General features: G+C 36.4%; 2 protein-coding genes and 1 pseudogene. All 3 read left to right on the forward strand.

Going from position 1 to position 3,710, the window contains the following annotated elements; translation table 11 throughout:
* Positions 1–42 precede the first annotated feature (42 nt).
* Positions 43–864 (forward strand): 3'-5' exonuclease, encoded by an 822-nt coding sequence (locus tag WGMM_RS01500; protein ID WP_038249024.1) that lies wholly within the window; start codon positions 43–45, stop codon positions 862–864.
* A gap of 207 nt (positions 865–1,071) precedes the next feature.
* Positions 1,072–3,015: a WD0745 family porin gene (locus WGMM_RS01505; protein ID WP_038249027.1), complete on the forward strand. Its 1,944-nt coding sequence runs from the start codon at positions 1,072–1,074 to the stop codon at positions 3,013–3,015.
* A gap of 507 nt (positions 3,016–3,522) precedes the next feature.
* A pseudogene (locus WGMM_RS01510) lies at positions 3,523–3,710 on the forward strand (hypothetical protein); the annotation flags it as partial.

Genomic DNA, 3,710 nt, shown 5'->3' on the forward strand with positions numbered 1-3,710 from the left:
AAGTGCGACCTTGGATCGACCGTCCGGAGGAGTATATAGGCAATGCTTAATTCTTTATTGGTATTTGATATTGAAACTATACCAGATGTAAATTCCTGCAAAAATTTACTCAATATTAGTGATGATAGTAGTGTAGAAGAGAAGAGGGATGCATTAACAAAATATCATCTTGAAATAACAAACGGGCAAAACTCTTTTCTGCGTCAGCCTTTTCACCTTGTTGTAGTTATTAGTTTTTTACTTTGCAATATAAGCTACCAGAGTGGTTATGAGGTGTTCACACTGCAAGAAATAAGATCTGGAGGCACACTAAATTCCAGTGAAAAGGAGCTAGTAAAAGGATTTTTTAACTACATATCAGAGAAAAAGCCAAGATTAGTTTCGTTCAACGGACGCACTTTTGATATACCAGTGCTGAAGTATCGTGCTATGGTCCATGGCATTCAAGCAGAATATTTTCATAAAGCTGGCGATAAGTGGAATAGTTACAATCAGAGATATAGCAGTGATTGGCATTGTGATTTGCTTGAATCCCTCTCTGATTTTGGAGCTTCTGCGAGAGTAAAAATGAACGAAGTTTGTGCAGCATTTAATCTTCCTGGTAAGATTGGAGTTGATGGGTCACAAGTTATGGGCTTATACGATAGCGGCAAGATACAAGAGATTCGAGATTATTGTGAAACAGATGTAATTAACACTTATTTGATTTACTTAAGGTTCATGCATCATCAGGGAAGGATTACTACTGAAAGCTACAACAAAAGTGTGAAAGAGCTACTTTTAGAGTGCGAAAAAAAAGAATACCTAAAGAAATTTAAAGAAGAATGGCAAATAACTTGTGGTGGAAAAATTTTACTTCCATAGAATAAATAGTCGAGTTATAATGCACTAACAAGAGAACCTCTGTACTAAATTTTGGTTAATATACACGTTGAGCATATTAAGAAAGTTGCTTTTAAGGTATTGCATTTTACTTTTATTTTCGTTATAAGGTTGCTTTAAGTTGAATTTTCAACATTTTTATACTATTTACATTTAAGATATGATTTCGAAATTTTTTGGGGGCACTTCATGAAAAAGTCTATGTATACTAGAACTGCTCTAGTTTCTTTATTAACTTTATGTTCTTTTAGCAGTTTTGCAGCTGACTTTTCTGATGAGAGTATGAAGGAAATAAAAAAGCAAGAGAGCACAAAAACTTCTGGAAAAACAGAAGTTATTAAAACATCAAATAAAAAACTGAAAGAAAAGATGGACAGAATATGTAATGCTGATCCAAGAAAAAAAGCTGAAGAGCTTAAGAAAAAAGAGGAGATCAGGGTAGCAAATGAGAAAAAAGCAAAGCTTATAGAGGATTCAAAAGCGAAAGCTCTAAACGCTAAGAATTCTAATATAGAAAAAGGTAAAGTTTCAAAAACTAAGCGTTCTAAAACTAAGAATGCTAAAGTTGAAGCTAAAGATGTAAAGAAGGATATAAAAGTTGTTAACAAAAATACAGAGGAAAAAGGTAAGGCAAGTCCTGTTGTTTCAGTTGGTGGAGTTGATATTATCGATACCAATCAAGGGCAAAGTAATTTAAGAATAACTTTTGGTGGTGTTGTTGATGCTCAAGGTTATGGCAAAGCTGGACCAAGTGGCGCAAATTATAAACGTTATAACGTTATGCCAAACAGATCTACAGAGTATTATAATGCCACTCCAGATATAACACAAGGAGCAAATCCAATATTCTATGAAGGAATAGGAAATATTGGTGATTACAGCAACGATATGGGTATGATTGCTGATGCAATATTGCACCTCAGAGCAGAAAATAAGAATGAAGATTTAGGTCTTCTTTATGGTACTGACGTACAGTTTCATGTTCCAGTGATCGAAGGTAAGGGAGCTTCACAGGGTGTTTATGCTGCAAAAGGCAGAAGTGCGCATGTGTTTGTTAACTCAAAATATGGTGACGTGAAGCTTGGTTACCAATTTGGTCCTGAGACTGTGATGAGGCTTGATGCAACAAGAATTGCGACTGTTGACGGAGCTGCAGATAGTGACTGGTTCAGAAAAGTGAACTTAGAAGGAAGCGCTGCTAGCTTTCCATTTTACGTAACACCACGTCTTTACACTGAAAGTTTTTCGAGTGAAAGTGAAAAATTCTCTTTCCGTATGGCAGGGAAATATAACAAAGGCGTTACGACTACACTGCCATTTAGAGTTGCTTACTACTCACCAAATTATATGGGCGCAAGATTTGGTATCAGCTACTCACCTCGTTATGATAGTGGTTTGTTTACTGTAAAAGAAACAGTTTCAGAAGATAAAGGCGGTAAGATAGAACATAAGGAAACGATAAAGCATGTCGGCCCAGACTATGAGCACATAGTAAGTGCTGGTGCATCATATGAATATAACTTTGATAAACATAACATAAAAGTTAAAACTTCTGCAGTTGGTGAATATGGCTTTCCAAAGCAACCAAGTAAAGATAAGCATCTTTATAAGGAGTTTGTGGAGTATAATGATCTGATGGGTGTTAATTTTGGTGTAAGCGCTGATTATAAGATTAATGAAGATCAAGGCGTAAAGTTTGCTTCCTCTTTTGCATACTTGGGCAAATCTGGTCAACCGAAGGGTATTAAAAAATTAATTGGTGATACCTATACGGAAATTGATAGTAAAGATGCTACTGTTGGCAAAAGAGTGGAAGGGCTGAAAGCTCAATTTGGTAAAGATAGTATAGATACCATGTATTGGACTGTAGGAGCTGGGTATCAACATGAGAATATCTACACAAGTTTGACGTATTTTGGCAGCAGAATGAATGACAAAGATATGCTTCATGATGGTGCACTTGGCGTTCAATATGATCTGTCTCCTGCATGCAGTAAGAACAAATTTGTTTCTTACGCAGCTCTCCATTATTTTATGACTAACGAAACAGGTAAGCTGAAAGATGAGTCTGATGCTGATGTACCTTCTAACCAAGGAATTCTCCTTCTTACTGGCGTGAAGTTTTCTTTCTAACCAGCCAGTATACACCACAGTTAACTGTGGTGTATTCTTGTCTGTTAGTGTTTATTTGTCGATCAAATAAACATATGGTGTCCTCTGTCCTGTCATCCCAGTGCGTGACACACAACTGTACGAACATTGTGATTTGAGGACACTCCACCAAGAAGGATGTCATCCCAGTGCCCAGACACTGGGATCCAGCTTTCCATGCAACTTCATCAAAAGCGTTTATTCAGCATAAGATCAGCCACTTTTTATGCTCACCAAATCAGTTTGCTTACTTACAAGCAAAATTTCCTGGATTCCAGTGTCAAGCACTGGAATGACACCCTATGGTCACCGGAATGACGCTTTATGGCTACTTAGATGATGAGAAAAGAACACACTGCCCTTATTCTACTGGCCGTATAGCCCTGCTTTCTCTTTTCCTGAGAAGCAATCCTTAACTGTAAAGACTTTCAAAATTCTTACATAAAAGAGAAAAAAGAACATCCATTTAGAGGCAACGCATGTCAAAAAATGATTGATATATATCAAGAGAGAATTGTTGGATATCAGGAGAAAATTCGTCAAAACTTAAACCAAATAAAAGCGATATTAAAAAGTGCGCCGCAAGAAATTGATGATGTGGAAGAATTCGAGGAAATAATTGATGATATACATGAAGCAAAGCAGTGTGATGAAATTTTTGATCCAGCTTTAATTTG

The organism is Wolbachia endosymbiont of Glossina morsitans morsitans (assembly GCF_000689175.1).
GTDB lineage: Bacteria > Pseudomonadota > Alphaproteobacteria > Rickettsiales > Anaplasmataceae > Wolbachia > Wolbachia pipientis.